Annotated in this window: 19 protein-coding genes and 1 tRNA gene; 11 read left to right on the top strand and 9 right to left on the bottom strand. The window is 40.9% G+C overall.

From position 1 onward, the window contains the following. Window positions 1-90 precede the first annotated feature (90 nt). Both IQ230_RS00365 and IQ230_RS00360 read left to right on the top strand, forming a co-directional pair. The gene (locus tag IQ230_RS00365) at window positions 91-870 is read left to right on the top strand and encodes a class I SAM-dependent methyltransferase (protein ID WP_193929741.1); all 780 of its coding nucleotides are present in this window, start codon (window positions 91-93) and stop codon (window positions 868-870) included. Between the two features lie 30 nt (window positions 871-900). Continuing rightward, a complete protein-coding gene (locus IQ230_RS00360) occupies window positions 901-1,383 on the top strand; it encodes a TspO/MBR family protein (protein WP_193929739.1) in 483 nt (160 codons plus the stop codon). A gap of 367 nt (window positions 1,384-1,750) precedes the next feature. On the opposite strand, the gene IQ230_RS00355 is transcribed toward IQ230_RS00360, so the two are convergent. Both IQ230_RS00355 and IQ230_RS00350 read right to left on the bottom strand, forming a co-directional pair. Further along, on the bottom strand, window positions 1,751-2,296 hold the full coding sequence (locus IQ230_RS00355) for a hypothetical protein (protein ID WP_193929736.1): 546 nt from the start codon (window positions 2,294-2,296) through the stop codon (window positions 1,751-1,753). 135 nt (window positions 2,297-2,431) lie between these two features. Then, complete coding sequence (locus IQ230_RS00350; protein ID WP_193929734.1) at window positions 2,432-3,667, bottom strand: methionine gamma-lyase family protein; 1,236 nt, start codon at window positions 3,665-3,667, stop codon at window positions 2,432-2,434. Between the two features lie 74 nt (window positions 3,668-3,741). Here IQ230_RS00350 and IQ230_RS00345 point away from each other — a divergent pair, with 74 nt between their 5' ends. Further along, complete coding sequence (locus tag IQ230_RS00345; RefSeq protein WP_193929731.1) at window positions 3,742-4,566, top strand: acyl-CoA desaturase; 825 nt, start codon at window positions 3,742-3,744, stop codon at window positions 4,564-4,566. 30 nt (window positions 4,567-4,596) lie between these two features. On the opposite strand, the gene IQ230_RS00340 is transcribed toward IQ230_RS00345, so the two are convergent. After that, a complete protein-coding gene (locus IQ230_RS00340) occupies window positions 4,597-4,743 on the bottom strand; it encodes a hypothetical protein (RefSeq protein ID WP_193929729.1) in 147 nt (48 codons plus the stop codon). A 159-nt stretch (window positions 4,744-4,902) separates the two neighbouring features. Between IQ230_RS00340 and IQ230_RS27240 the strand changes: the two genes are divergently transcribed. Next, window positions 4,903-5,037 (top strand): hypothetical protein, encoded by a 135-nt coding sequence (locus IQ230_RS27240; protein WP_265576173.1) that lies wholly within the window; start codon window positions 4,903-4,905, stop codon window positions 5,035-5,037. A 10-nt stretch (window positions 5,038-5,047) separates the two neighbouring features. Here the strand turns inward: IQ230_RS27240 and IQ230_RS00335 are convergent, their stop codons facing one another. From IQ230_RS00335 to psbZ, 5 genes are all read right to left on the bottom strand, one after another. Then, window positions 5,048-6,310, bottom strand: coding sequence for a glutamate-5-semialdehyde dehydrogenase (locus IQ230_RS00335; protein WP_193929727.1), 1,263 nt, complete (start codon window positions 6,308-6,310; stop codon window positions 5,048-5,050). A gap of 4 nt (window positions 6,311-6,314) precedes the next feature. Then, a complete protein-coding gene (locus IQ230_RS00330) occupies window positions 6,315-6,725 on the bottom strand; it encodes a hypothetical protein (RefSeq protein ID WP_099700689.1) in 411 nt (136 codons plus the stop codon). A 202-nt stretch (window positions 6,726-6,927) separates the two neighbouring features. Next, window positions 6,928-6,999 (bottom strand) — tRNA-Gly (locus tag IQ230_RS00325). 94 nt (window positions 7,000-7,093) lie between these two features. Further along, on the bottom strand, window positions 7,094-7,669 hold the full coding sequence (gene ribH, locus IQ230_RS00320; RefSeq protein WP_193929725.1) for a 6,7-dimethyl-8-ribityllumazine synthase: 576 nt from the start codon (window positions 7,667-7,669) through the stop codon (window positions 7,094-7,096). A 230-nt stretch (window positions 7,670-7,899) separates the two neighbouring features. After that, the gene (psbZ, locus tag IQ230_RS00315) at window positions 7,900-8,091 is read right to left on the bottom strand and encodes a photosystem II reaction center protein PsbZ (protein ID WP_105218355.1); all 192 of its coding nucleotides are present in this window, start codon (window positions 8,089-8,091) and stop codon (window positions 7,900-7,902) included. Window positions 8,092-8,462: 371 nt separating this feature from the next. Between psbZ and IQ230_RS00310 the strand changes: the two genes are divergently transcribed. From IQ230_RS00310 to IQ230_RS00290, 5 genes are all read left to right on the top strand, one after another. Continuing rightward, window positions 8,463-11,210: a CBS domain-containing protein gene (locus IQ230_RS00310; protein ID WP_193929723.1), complete on the top strand. Its 2,748-nt coding sequence runs from the start codon at window positions 8,463-8,465 to the stop codon at window positions 11,208-11,210. Window positions 11,211-11,307: 97 nt separating this feature from the next. Further along, window positions 11,308-11,643, top strand: coding sequence for a DUF6825 family protein (locus IQ230_RS00305; protein WP_193929931.1), 336 nt, complete (start codon window positions 11,308-11,310; stop codon window positions 11,641-11,643). 118 nt (window positions 11,644-11,761) lie between these two features. After that, complete coding sequence (locus IQ230_RS00300) at window positions 11,762-13,474, top strand: ABC1 kinase family protein (protein WP_407646591.1); 1,713 nt, start codon at window positions 11,762-11,764, stop codon at window positions 13,472-13,474. Between the two features lie 14 nt (window positions 13,475-13,488). Next, on the top strand, window positions 13,489-14,211 hold the full coding sequence (locus IQ230_RS00295) for a Stp1/IreP family PP2C-type Ser/Thr phosphatase (protein WP_193929721.1): 723 nt from the start codon (window positions 13,489-13,491) through the stop codon (window positions 14,209-14,211). A gap of 1,867 nt (window positions 14,212-16,078) precedes the next feature. After that, complete coding sequence (locus IQ230_RS00290; protein ID WP_193929719.1) at window positions 16,079-18,445, top strand: NACHT domain-containing protein; 2,367 nt, start codon at window positions 16,079-16,081, stop codon at window positions 18,443-18,445. A 203-nt stretch (window positions 18,446-18,648) separates the two neighbouring features. Here IQ230_RS00290 and IQ230_RS00285 read toward each other — a convergent pair whose 3' ends face one another. After that, window positions 18,649-18,843 carry a hypothetical protein gene (locus IQ230_RS00285; protein WP_193929717.1) on the bottom strand — a complete coding sequence of 65 codons (195 nt, stop codon included), beginning with the start codon at window positions 18,841-18,843 and terminating at the stop codon, window positions 18,649-18,651. 321 nt (window positions 18,844-19,164) lie between these two features. Here IQ230_RS00285 and IQ230_RS00280 point away from each other — a divergent pair, with 321 nt between their 5' ends. Both IQ230_RS00280 and IQ230_RS00275 read left to right on the top strand, forming a co-directional pair. After that, on the top strand, window positions 19,165-20,403 hold the full coding sequence (locus tag IQ230_RS00280) for a glycosyltransferase (RefSeq protein ID WP_193929715.1): 1,239 nt from the start codon (window positions 19,165-19,167) through the stop codon (window positions 20,401-20,403). A gap of 10 nt (window positions 20,404-20,413) precedes the next feature. Further along, on the top strand, window positions 20,414-21,571 hold the full coding sequence (locus tag IQ230_RS00275) for a glycosyltransferase family 4 protein (protein WP_193929713.1): 1,158 nt from the start codon (window positions 20,414-20,416) through the stop codon (window positions 21,569-21,571).

The following is a 21,571-nucleotide window of genomic DNA, read 5'->3' as shown; positions in this document are numbered from 1 at the left end:
CGCGTTTCTATCACAAGATAGACGATATCGTTGGAGCAAGAAGTGCAACCGTCAAGCTACCCTTGTCTAATCACTTTTATTTCTTGAATTATGTTTTGGAGCCAACTAAGACTTAAAATATTACCATTGTGTGCATTACTGTATTGCACAGTTTTGGTGAGTTGCACAACACTCGCAGCTACTCCAGTTGTAGATAGCAGTCAGAATTATCAGTATCACACCATACATAGCCCTGACGGTATTGGTAAATTTTACCAAGGGCGTGAAATTGCCAAAGTGATGGGACATACAGAAGTACTATGGCTAGAACGTCCAAGTAGAGAAACAGAAGAACAACCACAAAAGGTGTTAAACGCGCTTGATCTGCAATCCACAGATGTTGTAGCAGATATTGGTGCAGGGACAGGTTACTTTAGCTTTCGGATGGCTCAAAAGTTACCTGATGGAAAAGTATTGGCAGTGGATATTCAACCTGAAATGTTGGATATTATTGAATTCCTGAAAAAAGATACAGGAATTACTAACGTCGAGGCAATCTTAGGTAATATTACTAACCCTAACCTACCGGAAAATAGCATTGATTTAGCTCTAATGGTAGATGCATATCACGAATTTTCTTATCCATATGAAGTTATGCAAGGTATTACAAAAGCTCTCAAACCTGGAGGAAGAGTCGTATTAGTTGAATACCGTAGAGAAAATCCTTTGATCCCAATTAAGGGATTACACAAAATGACTCAAAATCAAGTAAAAAAGGAAATGAAATTTGTAGGATTGCAATGGCAAAAAACTCAAAATATCCTGCCATCACAACATATCATGATTTTTACAAAACCTTTAGCTACTGCTAACCAACATAGTAACAAATAGCAAACAATTACTAATTACTCACCAATTACCATGAAAGCTAGATGGATAATTCTTGCCGTTTCAGTAGCAATTTTTTTTGGAGGAAATCTCCTGACTTCACTGCGCGATCCGTGGTTTCAAAACTTAACTCGCCCTGGATGGCTAACTTTTGAATCATTGATTCCTTTGATTTGGGCAGTTGTTTGGATTTGTGGCACAATTTCGGCAATTTTAGTCTGGGAGAAATCTCGTCGCACAAGACGCGATCGCCCGTGGTTATTCATGGGCTTATATATTGCGATCGCCCTCCTCACAACTCTCTACAGCCCTGTTGTCGTTGAATTACGCAGTCTTTTTGGCGGACTGATTTTTGGTGGATTAGCAACGATATTAGCTTATGTTGTAGCGATTTCTGTCCGTAAGATATCAACAGCAGCATCTTGGTTACTTCTACCATATATGCTTTGGGGACCAATCGGTACATATCTCACTTGGGTGCTGATTCAGCTTAACCCTGGTGTAGGAGGAATATAGTAGCTATTTGGTTTGCGAACAATTAACTTGAGATGCCACAAACATTTAATGAAAAATTTATTACTAAATGTAACAATAGATATAGAAGCTTAACACATAGGTACTTCCATGAAAGACAAAAATTATTCCTTCAAAGGCAGCCCTAATGCTGGAGTAGTGTTATCAATATTGGCAGTTGTTGGTGCGATCGCCGTATTCTTAGTAGGATTTAGCGGCTAATTGTATTGATCAGGGATCAGGGGTCAGAAAATTCCTTGAATAGTGTTGTCCTTCCATTTTGGGTTCTATTTTTGGATTTTCCTTGAAAGACACCTCAGTACAGCTATGAATCGCAAATTATGGGGTGAAAATATTGGAGTCGTGACTTTTAATGTGCGCGGGATAAGACTTGTTGTAGTGCTTGGCACATGGCTTGTCTTTGTTCAGTATCGTAACCCCAGCGATTGAGAAAGTCTTGATAGTGACCTTCTCCAGTTGTAGCAGTATCTAACAAATCCTGAGCGTGTTGGTATACAGCAGTAAGATTAACCAATTGAATTAGTTTTTGCGTACGCTGTTGAACTCGTAACGAACCTTGTACCATTTCCTCAGCTTGATTGCGACGGTGATACAATGCTTGAGCTGCCGACATCGCAACGTTCTTCACTAATAATTCTGCGACAGTTTCAGGATGCGATCGCAAAGCTTCCACAACCGAATTTGTTAGGCGATCGTCTATAAGTAAATCAGTCGTTAAATAAGTCACAAAAAAGCCTCTAGCACCGTTTTGCGTTCTCACCAAATCAGATACAACGGCTTTGACTTCCGATTCTTGCAACTGCCCAGATCCAACTTGATCCAGCAATAATTGAGTTAAATCAATCGCTTCTTTAAAAGAAACCTTCGTTGGAACATCTAAAGCTTCATTATTCATTTACAATACAAAACCTCATCAAGTGCTTTTGTAATTCTAGTAATTTTAATTCTGTGTAACCTTTGCGACCTAGCCTTCGGCTACGCCTATGTGGTTCGTTAATCTTGATAACAAACGGCATAGGAATTTAATCTTTCACTGATTAACTACTTGTACCGCCTCAATCGCTGCTTCAAGCGCGATCGCCACATGAGTCCAATGCGTACCGCCCTGACAAAAGACAATATATGGTTCTCGTAAGGGACCATCTGCCGAGAATTCTGATGTACTGCCATCAATAAACGTCCCACCCGCCATGACGAGTTGACTATCATAACCATGCATTGCTGCGGGAACAGGATCGAGATAAGAACCTACAGGTGAATTCTGCTGAATTGCCCGACAAAATGCAATTAACTTTTGTGGCGAACCTAACTTAATTGCTTGAATCACATCGCGTCGGGAGGCAAATGGTGCCGGATTTACCGGATACCCTAACTGATCGAAGACATACGCTGTTAAGTGATTACCTTTTATCGCCTCTCCTACCATTTGTGGGGCGAGGAACAATCCTTGAAACAGTAAACGATTTTGATCAAACGTTGCACCCCCAGCACTTCCAATTCCTGGCGCAGTTAAGCGACAAGCTGCCGCTTCTACCAATTCTGCTTTTCCAGCAACATAACCGCCAGCAGTGACAATTGTCCCCCCAGGATTTTTTATCAACGAACCAGCGATTAAATCCGCACCAACCGCTGTTGGTTCGCGATCTTCGATAAATTCACCATAGCAGTTATCGACAAAACATACTGTTTTAGGATTTTGCTGTTTCACAATGCGGACAATTTTTTCAATTTCGGCGATCGCCAAACTCGCACGCCAAGAATAACCACAAGATCGCTGAATGAGCACCAAACGGGTATCATTTTTAATGGCGTTTTCTAAAGCGTGCCAATCGACAGTTCCTTCGTCGGTTAGAGATAATTCGCGGTAGCGAATGCCAAACTCAATAAGGGAACCTTGACCAGGAGAACGTAATCCAATCACTTCTTCTAACGTGTCATACGGGGAACCTACAACTGCTAACATTTCGTCACCAGGACGGAGGACACCATATAACGCACATGCGATCGCATGAGTCCCTGAAACAAATTGCACCCGTACTGCTGCAGCTTCGGCTTGTACAACTTCTGCAAAAACACGATCTAAAACATCACGTCCTAAGTCGTCATGACCATAACCACTAACAGAAGTAAAATGGTGTGTTCCCACACGCTGATTGCGAAATGCCCTCAACACGCGTTGTAAATTTTGCTTGACTGCAGCGTCAATTCCAGAAAAAATCGGAGATAGTGCCTGTTCGGCTGCTTGTAGCTGTTCAGAGCTATTCATCAACACCTCATAATTCATTTTCTACGCGGTGTTTATTATTGCCGAGATTGAGCTGATTTATACGAGATAATTGCATGACCATTGCCACCTCTACTAAACCTCCTCTAAATTGGGCGTTTATTCTCTTTATCGCCTTTGTTCACATTGGTGCTGCGTTTGCCCTACTGCCTAGCAATTTTAGTTGGAGTGCTGTAGGTTTAGCTTTATTACTCCACTGGATAACAGGCGGACTAGGAATTACCTTAGGATTCCATCGCTTAGTCACCCACCGCAGTTTTCAAACCCCCAAGTGGTTAGAGTATTTCTTTGTTTTCTGCGGTACACTTGCCTGCCAAGGAGGGGTATTAGACTGGGTAGGACTACATCGGCTACATCACTTGTACTCGGATCAACAACCAGATCCCCATGATTCCAACCAAGGTTTCTGGTGGAGTCACATGGGTTGGATGTTATTCCATGCACCTATGCAATCTGAAGTTCCCCGCTACATTAAAGACATCGGAGATGACCCAGTGTATCAATTCTTCGATAAGTATTTTATTCCTATCCAGTTCACTTTAGGACTTTTACTGTACTTTATCGGCGGTTGGTCTTTCGTTGTTTGGGGAATTTTTGTCCGCCTTGTTTTAGTTTGGCACTGCACCTGGTTTGTTAATAGCGCTAGCCATATTTTTGGTTACAGTACTTATGAATCAAACGATAACTCAAAAAATTGCTGGTGGGTCGCTTTAGTTACCTACGGCGAAGGTTGGCACAACAATCATCATGCATTTCAATACTCTGCCCGTCACGGCTTACAGTGGTGGGAAATTGATATGACTTGGATGACGATTCAATTACTGCAAACCTTAGGTCTTGCAACTAAAGTTAAGCTTGCTGCTAAAGAATCATTGAACTAGAGTTCAGTCGGAGGACGCTGGCGCAGACGTTCAGTTCAAAGCCAAGCTAAGTTGAGACAGGCGATCGCTGTTTGATTTCCAGCCCCAAGATTCATTCGTGAAAAACTGGAAAAATCGTTTGAATACGTCGCAGCTATTAGAGTGGAACTCCTCATTAATTGCATTCATTGCATTCATTGAGTTTCCTTGAACTACAGTTCTGCGCCCACGTCCCCCTTAATCTCCAGTACATCCCCTGACTTCTTTTGATCCCCGTACTGTTAATTTTCTTATCTCATCGAAGATTGCCGATCCCTTAACGATAGATTAAGAAAAAGGGATTTGGAGAATAATTTTATGGCAACCCGTAATAGAGTATGGCAACAGATGACAGAGCATTCAGCCAGTTGGGGTTCTTTACTACTGCTGATCTGTGGATTGGGGATCACAATATTTATGATGGTGATGTACTCTCACCAACCACTACCTTAGGAAACCTAAATTAGAATTTTCCGTTTCCTTGAACAATGTGTTTCACTGTTGTTAACGTTTCCAAGCTAATAAACCCTCGTCTTTGTCCTCGCTGATTGGACATACCCAAAAATACAGTATCGCCTTGGGCTGGATTCCGCGAAAAGCGTGGAGAAGCATTGATATATGTTGAAGCGCTATTCACTCCTAAGGCAAAGTGGCGGCTTTCCTGGTAAGATTCGGTGACAATACAATCAGCATGACCGCTGCTATGTCGATTAATCCACGCGATCGCTTCTTCTAAATGATCGACCACTTTGAATGCGACTGTTCGATCTAAATAAGGGCCTGTCCACTCAGATTCAGCAGCAAGCTGTAATTCGGGAAATGCTGCTACTAATTCTGTGTCCCCTTTAATCTGAAAGCCCTTTTCTTGTAAATTACTCCAGAGGCTTACTAAAGACGAAGGCTTACTTGCGCGGTGAATAAGTACCTTCTCGATGGCATTGACAGGATCGGGTTCGCTTTGATGACTGTCTAAAATAATCGTGCGTGCCATATCAAGACTTCCTGAACCTGACCAGTAAAGATAACAATTTCCCATTGCTGAGCGCAATACTGGTGCTGTTGCTACTTTGGCAACTTGTTGTACTAAGCTAGGGCGTCCATAAGGAATGACTAAGTTTAAGTACCGATCCTGTGTCACTAAATCTCGAACAATACCACCACGATCTACTGGTAATAAATTTAAGCATCCTGGCGATATGCCGGCTTCTTCAAGGGCTAGCTGTAAAGCATTTACGATTGCTATATTAGAATTACTTGCTTCGCTACCGCCTTTCAAAATTAAGCTATTACCCGTTTTAATACATAATCCTGCCGCGATCGCAGCTAACTCAGGAAATGCTTCATAGATGAGTGCAATGACTCCTAATGGCATTAGCTGGCAATACGTTTGCGAGTCTGGTAATTGATAATCAGCATTTCTTACCCGCCGAATTGGATCGGATAGTGCAGCAAGCCTTTCTAAAATTTCCACTGTAGCTTGTAAGCGCTTTGGTGTCAGTTTTAGCCAATCCAAGATAAGATCGGGAACTGCCATTTCGCGGCTAGCTTCCAAATCTAGAGTATTTGCTTCTAGTATGTCGTTAAATGAATGCTCTAGCGCTTTTGCCATTGCCAGCACAGCACTACTTCGTTCGGTTCCCTTAGTGACGCCCAGCCTTAGGGAAGCTTGATAAGCATGATTGGCGACCGCAACTGCATCAGGGGTGTCAAAAGCATCAACTGTCATTTAATTAACGTCTATAAGTAAGCCATACCATTAATGCTGGTAATACAGCTAATAGTACTGCTACCATTGCCCAAAGGAGAATATTTGTGTTTGTATTATCGGATCTTAGTGCCAAAGGCAACCACACAATCAGTAATACTAAAATAATTCCCAATGCTATGGGTAGATACGTTTGTCCAAGACGCGGCTGGGCAACAACCCAACGACCTCCCATCCAACGCCATGAACGTTTGTACGGATAGGTTGTAGAAAGTTGTTCTAACAAATAACCTTTGTCTTCTACAACAAATAACTGCTGACAGCGATCGCAACCAAATGCTTCTGTTAGCATAATCGGTACTAGATGACCGCGTCTACGACACGGGCATGGATAGTTTGAACTAAGATCGATTTTTTTTCCCTTTTGAGCTTGCACGACAACTAGTAAAGGCAAAAAGTAGCTATCTCACGAGTGTATCTAAATCCGATCCTATATGACCAACTGTATCTTGATGCTTTTTGGTTTCTTATTCTACTTTTTACAGTATTTCCTAAAACTTATGCACTACTTCACTCCTACGATCTATCCTAGGAGCTTTTACTCTTTCCTTACCCAACTTTGTTGTTTATTTTTCTTAAGCGGGTAACGCGATTCGAACGCGCGACATTCACCTTGGCAAGGTGACGCTCTACCACTGAGCTATACCCGCAAAATTTGTGTAATTCTTATCATCTCAAATTGACCGTAATTTGTCAAGCTTCGTTTAGAGCTATTAGCTAAATACTAATTGCTGTCGGTAGCTTCTAACCCATTGCTTCTGGAGCCACTGAAACATCTGGGGCTTGAGCGCTTCTGAGAGCTACCGGTAGTTGAGGATCTCGATACGGTTCTGCTTTTAACCTGGAATGCAGTTGACGCATTAAATTACCCATCTCTAGAGCATTCATAGCGTAATCCCAACCTTTATTACTTTTAACACCTGCTCTTTCTAATGCTTGTTGCATTGTATCAGCCGTTAAAATGCCAAAAACAACTGGTACTCCTGTTTGAAATCCAGCTGCTGCAATTCCTTTAGCTACTTCACTAGCAACATAATCAAAATGAGGTGTTTGTCCTCTGATTACCGCACCCAGACAAATAATGGCATCGTAGCGCCGAGATTGAGCAAGTTGGTTTGCTACTATAGGGACTTCAAAGCTTCCTGGAACCCAAATATAATCGACTTGGTTGCCATGAGGATTAACATCAACACCATGACGTTTCAAGCAATCCTGACATCCTTCTAGTAATTTTCCTGTAATTAAATCATTGAATCGTCCAATCACGATTGCTAAGTGGAGTGGTTCTGTTTGCGCAAAAGTCCCCTCAAAAACTGTCATAACTATAATTTCGGTAAAAATCTCGTGTGCTTAATGTCTTGCAGAAAGTAAGTGCGATCGCAGCAGGGAAGCTGAATCACTAAAATCTGCTGTTATTTACCTCAGATCGTTTTATGACGACCTTACTTGACAACTTAGGGGCAATTGCTAACTGCCCCTGAGTACTAGTGTATCTTGATGTCTCTAGTGAAATCGTTTCACACTGTTTATATTAGTCAAGGAAAAATGCTTTAAACAACTAGAAAGTTCAAAGCCCCAACTAAAAAAACTAAACCAATCCAAGCAATCGAACCTACCCAAAGCAGCCGTTTGGATTCACCCCAGTATTGAGGCGTAGCGTAAGCAACTGGAACGCCAATCAGCATAGCGAATGACATGATAACCAAAGCAACTAAAGCTATTTGAAATAAAATTGAGAACATAGGTGCTTCTCCCAAGACAGCAACAAGGTGGACAAATGTGTTGAGCGTAAAACTGACTATTTTCTGATTATTCCTTATTTGTACGCTATCAGAAATGCGAGCTTTTTAGGTAAAAAATTAAAGTAAGGGACTAGAAACGAGTGAAAGAGTAGTTAGCGGGGCTTTGGCGCTTTGAATAGTTTTAAGTTGTGAATGTAGAAGGAAAGAGTCACTAGTAGCTAGTTTGGAAAGTGCTCATAGTTGGGAAGGCAATTATTTTGAGTTTTCTTAACTCACAACTCAGCACTCTTTACGAGTAACTCTCTTAAGCTCATAACTCAACATTCATAACTCCCCATCTCCCCTGCTCTAAAAAACTACACAATAGAGAGATGGACTTAATTTTGTGTCATACAACAGCAGATTTTGATGCACTCGGTGCAGCAGTAGGAGTGTCTAGGTTGTTTCCTGGGGCAAAAATTGTTTTAACTGGTGGTAGCCATCCGGCGGTGCGCGATTTTTTAGCGCTACATCGCGATGAATATCCGTTAATTGAGCGTCGTGCAGTTCATCCCGAACAAATTCGTTCTTTAGTGATAGTAGATACACAAAAGCGCGATCGCCTGGGTAAAGCAGCCGAGTGGTTAAATCTACCACACTTAGAAGCAATTCGCGTCTACGATCATCACATAGGTGTCTCAACAGATATTCCAGCAACTCAAACTCAAATTGCGGCTGTTGGTTCAGCAACAACATTAGTTGTTGAAGAGTTGCAACAACACAATATCAGTCTGAATTCTGTTGAAGCAACAGTGATGGCTTTAGGCATTCATGTTGATACCGGATCGCTCACCTTTGCTCAAGCAACCGCACGCGATGCGATCGCATTATCGTGGTTAATGCAGCAAGGAGCTAATTTACGCGTCATTCGCGATTATATCGATCCAGGATTGTCTGCCCAACTGCAAGAATTACTGACAACTGCCTTGGCTGAGCTTCAAACTGAAACCGTTAGCGGCTACACTCTGGCTTGGGTGATGTTAGAGACAAAAGGTTATGTAACTGGCTTGTCTAGCCTTGCTTCGCAGCTAATGGAAATTACCGAAAGCGATGCCTTAATTTTAGCAGCGCAGCATTTCATAGAACCTGACGAACGAGTGACGATTATCGGGCGATCGCGAATTCCTGGAACGAATCTCAGTGAAATTTTTCAAGAATTCGGAGGTGGTGGACATTCGCAAGCAGCATCAATTTCGCTACGGAGTGTTGATACCAGAAAAACCTTAGCAGCCATCTTAAACAAACTCAAACAACAAACTCCTCAACCACCAATTGCCAGAGATTTGATGTCTTCGCCCGTGCGGACAATTCGCCCTGAAACAACAATTGGTGAGGCACAGCGCATTCTACTGCGCTATGGTCATTCTGGGTTATGTGTTGCAGATCCTGAAGGTCAACTTGTCGGTATCGTTTCTCGACGGGATCTTGATATTGCGCTGCATCATGGCTTTAGTCATGCACCCGTTAAGGGATACATGAAAACTAATGTTAAAACAATTACTCCAGCAACAACATTGCCTGAAATCGAGTCGCTCATGGTGACTTACGATATCGGACGTCTTCCAGTTCTAGACAATGGCGAGTTAATAGGAATTGTCACGCGCACCGATGTATTACGCGAAATTCATCAGGAGGAAGTCAACTGGAATCACGTTGATCGAGATACTTTACCTAATTATCGACAAGGTGCATATCAACTATTGCGCGATCGCTTAGCACCTCAACTGTGGGAATTACTTACCAAAGCAGCAACACACGCACAACAACGCGGTTGGCACTTGTATCTTGTTGGCGGTGCAGTACGCGACTTACTGCTAACACACTTTCGACAAAGTAACTGCAGTTCGCCAGAAAGCACTTTTAATAGCTCATCACTCCTTACCGATATTGATTTAGTAGTAGATGGTTACGTTGCCAATAACGGTATTAGTGCAGGCGTCCAACTTGCACAAGAACTACAGCAAATTTACCCAAATACTCGCCTAGAAGTTCACGGTGCGTTTCAAACTGCAGCACTTTTATGGCATAAAGACTCAACGTTTGATTCTCTGTGGGTAGATATTGCCACAGCCAGAACTGAGTTTTATCCTTACCCAGCAGCTAATCCCGAAGTTGAAGCCAGTTCAATTCGCCAAGATTTATATCGACGGGATTTTACAATCAACGCCTTGGCAGTCAGACTGACATCACCACGCGCTGGAGAGTTGCTAGATTTCTTTGGTGGTTTTCTCGATCTTCAAGCTCAGCAAATTCGTGTTTTACACGCCAACAGTTTTATTGAAGATCCCACACGGATTTATCGGGCGGTACGGTTCGCGGTACGGCTAGATTTTACAATTGAGCCGGAAACCGAAAGTTATATTCGCTACTGCATCGCAAGTGGTATCTACAGCCGCGTCCAAGGAGATAAACTCCCTGGCTTATCTACCCGTCTTAAAGGTGAACTGAAATATATTCTCGAAGCACCGTACTGGAAGCGTGCGTTAAAGCTACTTTCAGATTTAGGCGCTCTCAAATGTATTCACCCTACATTAGAACCAGATCGCGAATTGTGGCGACAACTTCGCTTGCTAGAACGCTGTTTACAACAACGAGATCGGCAACAAAATTTGCATCATTGGTTATTGCGGCTTGAAGCGATCGCTGCTTACCTATCACCTGAATACCGCGTTCAAGTAGCCACAAATCTACAACTGCCTGATGACAGCATCAAGCGTTTAGGATTGCTAGACCAGGCACAAACAGAGGTTGAAAAACTTTTGCCTTCCTATCAGCAACCAAGTCAAGTAGTACAGTTACTACGCCGTTACGATGTGCCAACGCTGATTTTAATTGCTATCCGCACTCACCGTGATGTTAGGCGTCTAATTTGGCAGTATTTTACTCACTGGAGCATGATTGAGCCACCACTCAACGGCAACGATCTAAAGACTTTAGGCTACAAACCTGGACCTCAATATCGCATCATATTAGAGGAGTTACTAGCAGCAACTCTCGATGGTGTTATTAAGCACAGTACAAATTCTGAAGATCGCCGTAATTGGGCGATCGCTTTTGTCAAAAACCGCTATCCTCAGTAAATTACTTCAACAAAAATCTCAAGCTCCCGACACTAGCCGCAGCAGTAGAGCAGACAGGCAAGTTATAATTTTTGCGGATGTGTGTAAAAAAATATTTATGAGTAATCCTTTGGTACAAGCTTTTTTTGTGGGTAGAGCTGTTGCTGAAATATTCAACGAACAGTTAGAAAATACCCTAACAGACACGTTGAGCGAGTTGGGTAAACTTGATGCTGAACTGAGAGAACGGATGCGCCAGTTTTCTGAGGAAGTCATGGAACGGGCTAACCGAGAAATGGAAGTTACTACTAGAGGTAGAACTTCAACGACAATTTTTACACCAGATACACAGCCTGTAGACACACAGGCAATGATTGACGATCTCCGTGCAGAAATTGCTTTATTACGTACAGAAATACAGCGTTATCGCAGTAGCTCTGGTACAAATAACTAAACATCAGGGTAGATGTGTAACTGACAATTTTCTACTACTGATAATAAATAGTTATTCTGACCAAATCTTTACAAAACAAACTTAGGAACGTTGAGTGTCTGTTCTTCCTGCTGACTCCGTGAAAACTCTACGGTACACTAATGACTTGGAAACGGGCTACAGAGAAAAGTCTTACCGTTGGAATCGGGAAAATTACTCTAGCAAACGCCGTTTTGTAGACATCTGGCTGTTTGTGATTCGATTGCTTACTGGTTTTTGGTACAACAACAAGTCATGGAGCTACTCAGGTGGAGTTACTGAAGCTAAGCGCAGTGCAAGACGCAAACGACAAGCTATCTGGATTCGTAATAAATTGTTGGATTTAGGACCAACTTTTATTAAAGTAGGACAGCTGTTTTCGACGCGTGCAGATTTATTTCCTAGTGAATACGTTGAGGAACTTGCCAAGTTACAAGATAAAGTCCCTGCTTTTGGCTACGCGCAGGTAGAGACAATTATTGAGCAAGAACTGGGCAAGAAAATCCCTGAACTATTTAAAAGCTTTGAACCAATTCCTATTGCAGCAGCTAGCTTAGGTCAAGTGCATAAAGCACAATTGCATTCAGGCGAAATTGTCGTAGCCAAAGTACAACGACCTGGATTGCGTAAGCTATTTGAAATCGATTTAAAAATTCTCCGAGGAATTACGCAGTATTTCCAAAACCATCCTAAGTGGGGACGCGGTCGCGATTGGATTGGAATTTATGAAGAGTGCTGCCGTATTTTGTGGGAAGAAATTGAATACATCAACGAAGGACGAAACGCGGATACTTTTCGTCGCAATTTTCGAGCTTACGATTGGGTGAAAGTTCCCAGAGTTTACTGGCGCTATACATCTTCCAGAGTACTGACTTTGGAATATGTTCCAGGAATTAAAATTAGTCATTATGAAGCACTAGAAGCTGCGGGAATCGATAGAAAATTAATTGCACGTCAAGGTGCAGAGGCTTACTTACAACAGCTACTTAATGATGGTTTCTTTCATGCCGATCCCCATCCAGGTAACATTGCTGTTAGTCCAGAGGGATCGTTAATATTTTATGACTTTGGCATGATGGGGCAGATCAAAACTGGCATCCGAGAACAACTCATGAAGACGTTGTTTGGTATTGCTCAGAAAGATGCTCAACAAGTCGTAGATTCTTTAGTAGCATTAGGAGCGTTGGCACCCACCGATGATATGGGACCAGTACGGCGCTCAGTTCAGTATATGCTCGATCACTTTATGGATAAGCCATTTGAGAATCAATCAGTGGCAGCAATTAGTGACGATTTGTACGAAATCGCCTACGATCAGCCCTTTCGCTTTCCAGCAACGTTTACCTTTGTGATGCGAGCATTTTCAACTTTAGAAGGTGTTGGTAAGGGCTTAGATCCAGAGTTTAATTTTATGGAAGTTGCTAAACCTTTTGCGATGGATCTTATGACTAACGGCAATGGTGTTGATGGTAATAGCTTTTTAAATGAACTAAGTCGCCAAGCAGCACAGGTAGGTAGCACTGCCTTTGGTCTGCCACGACGTTTAGAAGATACACTAGAAAAGCTAGAGCGAGGTGATATTCGCGTGCGCGTTCGTTCGATTGAAACTGAGCGGCTACTACGTCGTCAAAGTAACCTGCAATTAGGAACAAACTACGCAATAATTATCAGTGCTTTTACTCTATCCGCTACGTTATTATTCGTCAATCATTATATATGGTTGGCAATAATTGCGGCAGCAATCGCTGTAGCTGTAGGGGTAGCGCTTGTGCGACTGCTCATCCGCCTTGACCGATACGACCGCATGTATTAATTTTTTAGGCAACTATGAAACTGCGCTTCACGGGTCTTAGCAATCCAGGGTTGGTACGCTTCTCGAATCAGGATGCTTATTACATTGATCCGGAAGGGCGATTTTTTATTGTCGCTGATGGTATGGGCGGTCATACAGGTGGTGAAGAAGCGAGTCGAATTGCTACTCAAATCATTCGAGATTATCTCCTGCAGCATTGGCAGAGCGATCTGGAAACTAAAGTTTTATTAGAAAATGCTTTCAAGCAAGCTAATCTAGCAATTGTCCGCGAACAAAAGCTGCAGCCACAATGTAGTGATATGGGAACAACCGCAGTCACTATAGTTTTTCGAGAACAACAGCCTGCGATCGCACATGTTGGTGACTCACGCTTATACCTGTTTCGAGAAGCGGCATTACAACAAGTAACCACAGATCACACCTGGATCAACATGGCTTTACACCAAGGTGATATCTCTAAACAAGAAGCCCGCAATCATCCTTGGAGACATATTCTTTCACGCTGCTTGGGTCGAGAAGAGCTAGATCTAATTGATATTCAAACAATTAACGTCCGACTAGGCGATCGCCTGCTACTCTGCTCTGATGGACTCACAGAAGAACTCTCTGACGAACACATTGCTTTTCAACTTCAATCTCATCCTGCTATAGAAAAAGCGTCTGCAGCCTTGCTAGAAGCTGCTTTAGCAAGCGGTGGAAAAGACAATATCACTGTAGTACTGATAGCCCTAGAGTAGAAAGTTTTGATCGCGATTGTGGTAATCCTAGCTCAGACTATTTATTAAGCTAGATACACTACTAATACTTCTGTATTTAAATTAGTATAAGTGGTCTACTCCCAACTAATCATGCTTGCAATTGCTAAAAGCAAATTGTTTTAATTTTGTAGTAGGCGATCGCAGTAAATATAGTCTAATTCGAATCATTAAAGATTAACAAATGATTTAAAGTATTAATGTTTGCTAGAACCTTAACTTTAATATTGCTATTTAATAAGTATTAATATAACTAGCTTAACGTATTTTGCGTTGAAAACATCTTAACAAAGACTGTAACACGAATAAATACAACAAAATTATGATTATGCAGATTAGAAATGCGTTTTTTCCTAAAAAATAAGCTTAAAGCTACTTTCAGTCTATAGCAATTTTATTTTGTGTTAAAATTATAATTTTATTGCGAGCATAAAAACTGTTTATCAATTTTTTTATAGAAAAATAATAGAGTTTTCAAAGCAGGATAAAAGCTCTATCTTATTCACCTTAAAATCCATTTTTGTTAGCAACATACCTCCTTATTATTTTTCTTGTTTCTCTTCAGCAAGACCACTGAGCTTTAAAACAAAATTCACAATACAAAGAAGCAATAATAAAACAGTTATTCCAACAAAAAAGAGATAGTTAAGTTAATATATCGAATACATTAACCTATAATGCTTTATTTAAAGTGGGTAGTGCAAGACAGAAGTAAGCTTTGTTCGAGCTATTGTATCTAGACTTAAAAAATAACTAAATTCCTAAAAGTGAGTACCTGTAATGATTTGATGTGTACTCGCTGAATTTTGAAGCAGACTTGTTTCAATAGCTACAAAATTTTGATATGACTCTATCACGATGCAAGGTCATTCGACCTTGAGAAATGAATACTCTTAAGCCAGCTAAGTAAGATATGAAACCTCCTAGATAGCTATTATGTGGATATTTAATTGATCTTATGCTGAAAATACGCACATTATACTACCAATATAATATTAAAACTCTCATTAAATTTAATCCGACTTGCACATGATTTTTGCAAAACTTTGTTCTGATCTATTCTGCTAGCCAAATCGAGTTAAAACCGATAAAGTTATCAGGTAACGTCGTTTAACATACTACTCGCAGATTTTCAATAGGGAAAATTATGTTTTTAATTGCAAATCATGAATAAATAATCCACATAGTACAAGATTGAGATTATTTTTGTAATTTTAGATAACAAATAGTAAACTTTAGCCACCTGCAACTATTGAAGTGACGTTAACAGATCAAATGTTGTTTATTCTTCAAGCACAGCCTATCTGAATCATTGCTAAACGTCTACGTTTGATCATGTGCCTGCAATTTAATTGAGTGTCAGGCAGGATGAAGTGTTACCAGCTTGTATAAGAAAAAATATGTTTGAATATGGATTCACAAAGTTACCTGTACCAACTCAGCACAAGCTAGACGAATGTTAATTGTCTCGTCGTCAATCTGACTTAATTCGAGGACATCCAATAGTAGCGCAATTCCAGCAGTGTTCTTTGTCTAAGTGAGAAGTGAACCAGTATATCGTTGAATCGCTACAAAATTCTGCAGTAGAAGTTGTGTATCTCAACTCACAAAAGGAATAGTTATTCTATAGGTTGTTTACAAAGCACGAAAATCTTAACTAGGCTGCTTTTACTTAGATTAAGACTTTGCAAAACAATCGTGCAGCCTAAATTTCACCTAATAACTTGATTGGTCAACTACCAAAGGTCAAGTTGCATTGCGCTCGATTAAACATAAACAGTATTTGCAAGCGATATTAGGCACATTAGTTTTTTATAACCTTTTTTGAAATAAACTACTTGAATAGCATATGGCACGGCGATCGCTACAAGCATCTGTAACAGGTATAGAAAAAGCGAAGAGAGCTTTTAAACGCACAGGATGGACGCAAGAAGATTTAGCGTGTGAGGTAGGCATTGAAACTCGTCAACCAATTTGGAAGTTTTTTACAGGTAAACCGATTGAGCGACGGGTCTTTCTAGAAATTTGCTTTCGTCTAGATCTAGATTGGCAAGAGGTTGCCATTCTGCCAAGTGATAATACATCGGTAGTCGAAGAGGAACAACATCAATCGCATATTGATACTTTGTTACAAACAGTGCGATCGCGTCGTTACGACAAGATTCACACTCAGTGTGGTGTTATACGTTTATTAGATACTGCTCAACCAATTGAGCTAAACGATGTCTATGTCAGCGCTGATGTATTAGACAAAACTAACGAAAGATGGTTAGATGCATCACAGTTACATTGCCTTCATGTTGAAAAATTGAATCGCTATAGTTGCAGTCAAGCGTACCAGAAACGAATTTCAGCAATGCAGGCAGTTGCAACCTCTTCTAAGCTGATGATTTTGGGTAAACCTGGCTCTGGAAAGACTGTACTATTGCGGCAGATTGCGATCAAATGCAATCAGGGTGAATTACTAGCAAATCGATTTCCTATCTTTATCCGGCTGCAAAACTTTGCCGAAGATGCTAACGAAATTCAAAACTATAATTTATTGGACTATATTAGCCAAGAGTTAGGTAAAATTGATGTTTCAGCTCAACAAGTTGAAACTTTGCTCGATAGTGGTAAAGCTTTAATTTTGTTGGATGGGTTAGATGAAGTTCCAGAGGAAGACAAAGCAGAGGTTCAAAAACAAATTCGCAAGTTGTCTGAGAAGTACGACAAAAATCATTTCATAATCACATGTCGGATTGCTGCCCAGCAGTACTGGTTTGAGGAATTTACTGATGTTGAAATGGCTGATTTTAGCTTTTCACAAATTGAAGCCTTTACTCAGAAGTGGTTTGTCAACACCAACAACAGCTTTAGACAAGAAGAATCTATAGCAACTCAGTTCATACAGAAACTTCTGCTACCAGAAAATCAGCCAATTCGCGAACTTGCTAAAACACCGCTTTTACTTCACTTGATCTGCTCCATGTTTCAAGCTGGGTTAGACTTCTCAGCTAAACGCTCTAAAGTATACAAACAAGCATTAGACGTTTTGTTAGTTCGCTGGGATGAAGTGAGGGGGGTTAAACGAGATAGCAGTTTCTATTATCACCTACCTTTGCTGCACAAGATCAAACTGTTGAGTCAGATCGCTATCATCACCTTTGAACAAGGACATTACTTTTTTACGCAATGTAATCTCTTACGCTACATCAAAGACTATCTGCGCACCTTACCAAATATTCCAGATGATCTTGAAGAATTACAACTGATGAGCGAGGCAGTGTTAAGGTCACTGTTAGCACAGCATGGAATACTAGTAGAGCAAGCACAGGGAATTTACTCTTTTTCCCATCTCACATTTCAAGAGTATTTAACAGCAAGAAACATTGTTGCTAGCTTTGAACCAGAACAACTCAATCAGAACCTCATAAAGTTGACTATCCACATGAGCAAGCCTCGCTGGCGCGAAGTTTTTCTACTGATAGTGGAAATGCTGGAAAATACAGACGCTTTGATGCAATCAATGCAGCGATATAGTGAGGAACTAATGGCATCTGATGAAAAATTGCATCAGTTTCTGGTTTGGGTTCACCAAAAGTCTCTTTCAGTTGAAGCACCTTACAAACCTGCAGCGATTCGTGCTTTCTATCTGACATTGGATCTTTGCAGCAAACTTTCCTTAGCCCGTGATTTATCTCTTGCACTTGCTATTGATACAAAACTTGCTAGTAATCTCGCTCCTGAGTTAGCTTTGGATTTAGCTGCGATCCGTACACTTTCCCTAATTTTAGCTCTACCCGACGATCCTTCTTGCGAACAAATCCTTGCCCTAAATTCTGCCCTTCCCCATGATTTAGCGCTTATTTGTCACTCTAAATTGCAACTTCTACTACAAGAACTTAAAAATCAAATATCTACATTCAACCAAGATGACGACAAACTAAAAGAATGGTGGAATGCTCATGGTCAAACTTGGGTTAATCAATTAAAGTCCCAAATAATTTGGTATCGCAATGTTGGTTATCAGTGGCAATTTAATGAACAACAAAAACAAGTACTTCAGCAATACTATGCTATCCAACATTTACTACTACATTGCTTAAAGAGTAGTGGTGAAGTTAGTTCTACTGTGCGACAACAGATTGAAAAAACTTTGTTGTTGCCTTCAAGCGAGAGTAGAAAATTGTTAGAAAGTACCAAATCAAAGTACTTAAAATTGGGGCTTGTTTGAGCAACTCTAGCTATACTGTTATTTTTTAAAGTTTATGGAAGAAGTTATTTGGACTGTACTGTAAAAAAATAGATGTATCCTTTGCAATATTAGCTGCGTAGTTTCCTAACTACCAATAGTTTTATATAGCTGTATAAAATATTTTGCATAATCACCTAGAATTAACTCCTTTTTTAATGAAGTGACGGTCTTGTTCTACTACCTTATTTAAGGGGTTGCTTTGCCGTAAGTATAAAACTTTTAGTCACAATTTCTTCTTTTTTTGCTTTATCAACAGCGGTAGGATAAACAGCATTCTTATTTACATTAATAACTCTTAGTGGCTGAGTGTGAGTTGCTTGGCAAGCTCTGCCGAGTGAACTTTTGGCTACTCCTTTACCTCTTTTGGCACTCAACATAAAGACGATCGTGTTGCCAGCAACATCTCACCTTCGTATATGTTTCATTAACTCGCCATGAATCTTTTATAGAGCGCAGAGTGAGGTGTTCTACCATTTTTTGCAACACATCCCAAGCGAAAGCGCCTCTGAAACTAATCGGTACTTAAGGACTACTAAAGTCAAACAAAAAAACAAACAAATGACACAAATTGTACATCAAGTCATTCACGTTCTTAAACGCGATCGCAAATAGGCTGTTTGCATACTTGTAAATAGATACCTTAACACCGATAACAAGCTCTTTATTCAAGTAATTAGCAGAATCGACGCTTTATATTCATGCGTAAACCTGTTTTAACTATTTTTTATCAGTTTAATCCTTGGCACTCCACTATTGGTGGGATTCAGACAGTCATTACTAATTTTATCAAGTATGCGCCAGATGAATTTGAGGTTCGGCTCGTCGGAACTAGTAACGATACAACCCAACCTAATGGAAAGTGGCAAGCAGCCGAGCTTGCTGGTAGAGAGCTACAGTTTATGCCTCTTTTCACTCTACAAAATGACAATTTCAGACACCTATTTCCCACAACATTGAAATATACAGCAGCCCTTCTAGGTCGTTGTTTTGCTTCTGACTTTATGCACTTTCATCGTCTTGAACCAAGTTTAGCAGCATTGCATTGGTCAGGAAATAAAACTCTGTTTATTCATAATGATATTCAAAAACAAATGCAGTCTCAAGAAGATGCAAATGCAATCCTTTGGAGACGATTTCCGCAAGCGTATTACCAGCTTGAAAGTTTTTTAGTCAAGCAATTTAACCAAATTCTCTCTTGTAACTCTGAATCTGTAGAACTTTATCAACAGCGATATCCAACCATTGCCGATCGCGTTGCTTTCATCAAAAATACAGTAGATAGCCAAATATTCTGTCCATTATCTTTAGAAGAACAACAAGAAAAAAAAGTTGCCCTAACTCAAAAGTTAGAACTACCAGCAAATACCCAATTTATTCTATTTGCTGGTCGCTTGCATCCTCAAAAAGATCCTCTTCTCCTAGTCAGAGCTATATCTGCTCTGACTGACTTGAATGTACATCTACTGATTGCCGGTGATGGAGAATTGGCTGCCGATGTACGCCATGAGATTGAGCAACTTGGGTTGTCTAGAAGAGTAACAATGTTGGGTTCAGTTGTCCAAAACGAACTGACAAAGTTACATCAGCTTGCTAATGTCTTTGTTTTAAGCAGTGCTTACGAAGGTTTACCTTTGGTTGTGCTTGAGGCACTTGCCTGTGGTAAGCCAGTCGTGACAACTGACTGTGGCGAAATTTCCAAACTACTTCCTGCCAGTTGTGGAGTTATTTGTCAAGAACGTACTCCGGTTGCAGTGGCAGATGCCCTACGCCAAGTTCTGCGACATGCAGAAAATTATCCCATCGAGGCTTGTGTTCGAGCTGCCGATCCTTACAGTGCTAGTGCTGTAGTAGGTGCTGTTTACAGAGATATGTGGCACCACTGGGAGCAGCAAAAGCTCGGTTCTAATGTCCAAAACTGTTTTACAAGTTTCACATAAATCTTTAATAATGAAAATTGCTGTAATTGGTGCGAAAGGTCTACCAGCTAAGCAGGGTGGTATTGAGCATCATTGCCAAGAACTCTACTCTCGTATAGTCAAGCAAAGCCACTCTGTGGACTTATTCGCCCGCTCCTCATACTCTGAATCATTGCACCATTATGATGTTCAAGGTATTCGGGTATTTCCTATACCTTCTGTAAAGTTCAAAGGAGTAGATGCTTTACTTTGTTCTGCAATTGCAGGAGTTGCTTCTAGCAAAATGGACTACGATATCGTTCACTTTCATGCCTTGGGTCCGAGTTTGTTTAGCTGGCTACCAAAATTCACTTCTGCAAAAGTTGTTGTTACCTGTCATGGATTAGACTGGCAACGAGCCAAGTGGAGTAAAGCTTCTTCCCAGCTACTACAGCTTGGAGAGAAAACTGCTGTAAGGTTTGCCGATCGCCTAGTTGTTGTCTCAGAAGATCTGCGTTCTTACTTTACGCAAACTTATGGTAAAGAAACAACTTATATCCCCAATGCTCCGGCAAAATTTCCCGACTCAGATCCTGATTTCTCTTATGGCACATCGCTAGGTTTAGAGCAAAAGCGCTACATTCTATTTCTTGGCAGACTAGTCCCTGAAAAACGCCCCGATCTACTGATTAAAGCTTTTCAAGCTCTTAAACCATTGGAATGGAAACTCGTTCTTGCTGGCGGTGTTAGCGATACAAATCAATTCGTCTCAAAGTTAGTTGAGATAGTAGCCAAGAGTACAGATATCGTGTTCACAGGCGAACTTCATGGCAGCCGTCTGGCAGAAATTGTTCGCGGGGCAGGGTTATTTGTACTTCCTTCTGAGCTGGAGGGGCTACCTTTGGCAATGCTAGAAGCAATGCAAGAAGGAGTCCCAGTGCTAGCTAGCGATATTCCACCCCATCAGCAACTCTTAGCTGAGGGGCGGGGAATGCTCTTCCAGTCAGGAAATTTAGAATCCTTTATTCATAGTTTGAACTGGGCAATTCATAATTCTCAGAACTTGAAGCTAATGGTCAAAAATGCACAAAGCTATATCCAGGCAAAATATAACTGGAATTACATTACCACTGAAACTTTGAGGTTATACGCAAGCCTTTATGCTTCGTCTAACAAACTTGAGCCACAACTTAAAGTTCAAACGGATTAA

This window comes from Gloeocapsopsis crepidinum LEGE 06123 (genome assembly GCF_015207655.1).
Taxonomy (GTDB): Bacteria; Cyanobacteriota; Cyanobacteriia; order Cyanobacteriales; family Chroococcidiopsidaceae; genus Gloeocapsopsis; species Gloeocapsopsis crepidinum.
The sequence above is the reverse complement of the archived record's forward strand: the minus strand, read 5'-3'. Positions and strand labels throughout refer to the sequence as shown.